The 3,094-nt window shown below is 68.7% G+C and carries 4 protein-coding genes; 1 reads left to right on the top strand and 3 read right to left on the bottom strand.

Annotated elements, in window-relative coordinates; genetic code table 11:
* The 3 genes from VFX14_12730 to VFX14_12720 all read right to left on the bottom strand — a co-directional run.
* Nucleotides 1-843: ABC transporter substrate-binding protein (locus VFX14_12730; GenBank protein HEU5190545.1), on the bottom strand; the 843-nt coding region annotated here is incomplete at its 3' end.
* Nucleotides 844-867: 24 nt separating this feature from the next.
* Nucleotides 868-1,755, bottom strand: a complete 888-nt coding sequence (locus tag VFX14_12725; GenBank protein ID HEU5190544.1) for an SMP-30/gluconolactonase/LRE family protein — start codon at nucleotides 1,753-1,755, stop codon at nucleotides 868-870.
* Nucleotides 1,752-1,943 carry a 4-oxalocrotonate tautomerase family protein gene (locus tag VFX14_12720; GenBank protein HEU5190543.1) on the bottom strand — a complete coding sequence of 64 codons (192 nt, stop codon included), beginning with the start codon at nucleotides 1,941-1,943 and terminating at the stop codon, nucleotides 1,752-1,754. Before VFX14_12720 ends, VFX14_12725 begins: the two co-directional genes overlap by 4 nt.
* A gap of 205 nt (nucleotides 1,944-2,148) precedes the next feature.
* Here VFX14_12720 and VFX14_12715 point away from each other — a divergent pair.
* Nucleotides 2,149-3,094 (top strand): efflux RND transporter periplasmic adaptor subunit (locus VFX14_12715; protein HEU5190542.1); only part of this gene is annotated, 946 nt, incomplete at its 3' end.

The raw sequence follows: 3,094 nt of genomic DNA, 5'->3' as shown, positions 1-3,094 counted from the left end.
GTACGAGTTGCCCCAGATCCCCACCGGATAGTCCTTGCCCATGGACTTGGTGGTCTCGGGCGAGCCGGCCTCGCCCACGCCGATAAAGTTGTACTTCACCGCGTCGAAGACCCCGAGCGCCTTGGCCTGCTTCGAGTACGTCACGAAGAAGCCGCCCCAGATCGACGAGAAGATCGCCTCCGGCTTCTTCCCCATCTGGGCGTTGATGAAGGGGTTGTAGTCCTGCTCGCCAAGCTTGGGCCACTGCTGGTCCACGATCTGCGCGGAGGGCTTGACCTTCTTGAGGTGCTCCACGAACGCCTTGGTCACGTCCTGGCCGTAGGCGTAGTCGAAGCTGATCGTCGCCACCTTGGTCACCGGCCACTTGGCCACGATCTCCGCCGCGCTCCGGCCTTCCATCGTCGTGTTGGCGGAGACGCGGAAGACGTAGGGATGGAGCTTGTCGGCGGCGGTGAGCTGATCGGTCTTCGGGATGGGAGCGATGAAGACGACCTTGTTCTCCTTCGCCACCACCGACACCGCCGGCCCTTCCGCGGAGGTGAGGGTACCCACCAGGAAGTCGACGTTGTCCTTGAGGATCAGCTCGCGGGCCACGCGCACCGCCTCGTTGGCGTCGGCCTTGGAATCCCGCACGATGAGCTCGATCTTGCGCCCGAGCACCCCGCCCTTGGCGTTGAGCTCGTCCACGAACATCTGGGCGCCCTTGCTGGCGGGATCCCCGAAGAGGGCGGGCGGTCCAGACAGGGGCATCGGCATGCCGACCTTGATGGTCTTCTGAGCCTCGGCGGCGAGCGGCAGGGCCAGCACGCCCGCCACCAGCAGCGTGAGCACGCGCTTGATCATGGGAAGCCTCCTTTGAACGATGAGCTACAGGGCGGACAGCCCGGGCACGACGGTGCGGATCGCGTAGACCGACGTGGATGCGGTGATGAAGAGCGTCCGGAGATCGCGGTCGCCCCACGCGAAGTTCGCGGTGTACTCCGGCACCTGGATCACGCCCAGGTCCACCGCCTCGGGACTGAACACATGGATGCCGCCCGGTCCGCAGCAGTACATGTTGCCGGCGGAGTCGAGCTTCATGCCGTCGGGCGCGCCCTTGCCCTCGCCCTTGGTCTCAGCCCACACCTGGCCGCCCGCGAGGGCGCCGTTGTCGCGCACGTCGAAGACCCGGATGTGCTGCCGGGCGGTGTCGTTGACGAAGAGGCGGCGCTGGTCCAGCGAGAAGCAGAGGCCGTTGGGCCGGTCGAAGTCGTCCACGAGCAGCATGGGCTTGCGCGCGTCGGCCCCCACGCGGTACACGCCCTGGAAGGCGAGCTCCTGCTCGCGCTTCACCCCGTAGAATTCCGCGCGGCCGTAGGGCGGGTCGCTGAAGTAGATGCCGCCGTCCTGCGCGCACACGATGTCGTTGGGGCTGTTGAGCTGCTTCCCGTCGTAGTGGGTGGCGAGGGGCGTGATGCGGCCGTCCGGCTCGGTGCGCGTCACCTGGCTGGAGGCGTGCTCGCAGGCCAGGAGCCGGCCCTGCCGGTCCCAGGTGAGGCCGTTGGACTTGTTGCACGGCTGACGGAAGGTGGTGACGCCGTCCGCCTTCGACCAGCGGCGAAGGTGATCCCCGGGCATGTCACTCCAGAGTAGATACTCGCCCCTCGGGTGCCAGAGCGGCCCCTCGGTGAAGAGACACCCGGTCGCGATCCGCTCGAACTCGACGTGAGTGCCGATGATGCTGGTGAGCCGCGGGTCGCGGATCTCCAGGGTCACTTCTTCATTCGCTCCCCGGGCTTGCCGGCCACGTACCAGTCGGGGGGATCCACTTCCTCGACGACAACCCAGACCGCCTGGGCGGGCAGCTTGGTCACGTCCGTGATCGCCTCGGTGACGCGCCGGGCGATCTCGTCCTTGCGCTCCTTGCCCCAGCCCTCGTAGATCCGGATGTTCACGAATGGCATGGCGGCGCCTCCTCGCTGGGCGGGTTAACGGTGCGGAATCGAGGCCGAAACGCCGGGGAGCCTACCATGCCGCGCCGTCCCGTCGCAAGGCCGCCGCCCGCCGGCGCGTCGCCGCAGTGCGTCAGTCGGGAGCCTGTGGCACACTGATCTCGTGGACCGGACCGACCTTCTCAAAGAGCTCCGACGTGATCGTACCTCCGCCGCGATGCCGCGCCGCCGCGGGCGCCGGCTCGCGCTCGCGGGCGTGGTGCTGCTCGCTCTCGCCGCGGCCGGCTGGCTGGTGGCCGCGCGGGCGACCGTGCCGACGGTCAAGACCGCGGTGGCGCGCGCGGCGCGGAGCGACGGACCGGGCTCCGTGCTCGACGCCAGCGGCTACGTGACGGCGCGCCGGCAGGCCACGGTGTCGGCCAAGATCACGGGCAAGGTCACCGAAGTCCTGATCGAGGAAGGTCAGCGGGTGGCCGAGAACGCGGTGCTCGCCCGGCTCGACGACACCGAGGCGCGCGCCCAGCTCTCGCTGTCCCAGGCCCAGCTCGTCTCGTCGCGATCCCGGCTCGCCGAGATCGAGGCCACGCTGTCCCAGGCCGAGCGCGACTTCGTCCGGCAGGACGATCTCTTCCGCCGGCAGCTCGTGAGCGAGCAATCGCTGGACGCCGCGCGGGCCCAGCGGGACATGCTGCGAGCGCGCCTGGCCGCCGCCAACGAAGAGATCCGGGTGGCCCAGGAGTCGGTGGACGTGGCCAAGGTGCAGCTCGACAACACGATCATCCGCGCGCCCTTCGCCGGTGTGGTGGTGGCGAAGTCCGCCCAGCCCGGCGAGATGATCTCGCCGATCTCCGCGGGCGGCGGCTTCACGCGCACCGGCATCGGTACCATCGTGGACATGGACTCGCTGGAGATCCAGGTGGACGTCAACGAATCCTTCATCAACCGCGTCGCCGCCGGCCAGAAGGTGGAGGCGATGCTCAACGCCTACTCCGACTGGAAGATTCCCGGCGAGGTGATCGCCATCATCCCTACGGCGGATCGGACCAAGGCGACCGTCAAGGTGCGCATCGCCATCAAGTCCAAGGACCCGCGGATCGTGCCCGACATGGGCGTGCGCGTGTCGTTCCTAGAGGCCCGGCCCTCCGGCGCCGCGGCCCCGCCTC

This window comes from Candidatus Methylomirabilota bacterium (assembly GCA_035764725.1).
In the GTDB taxonomy this organism is placed as follows: Bacteria; Methylomirabilota; Methylomirabilia; order Rokubacteriales; family CSP1-6; genus DASRWT01.
The sequence above is the reverse complement of the archived record's forward strand: the minus strand, read 5'-3'. Positions and strand labels throughout refer to the sequence as shown.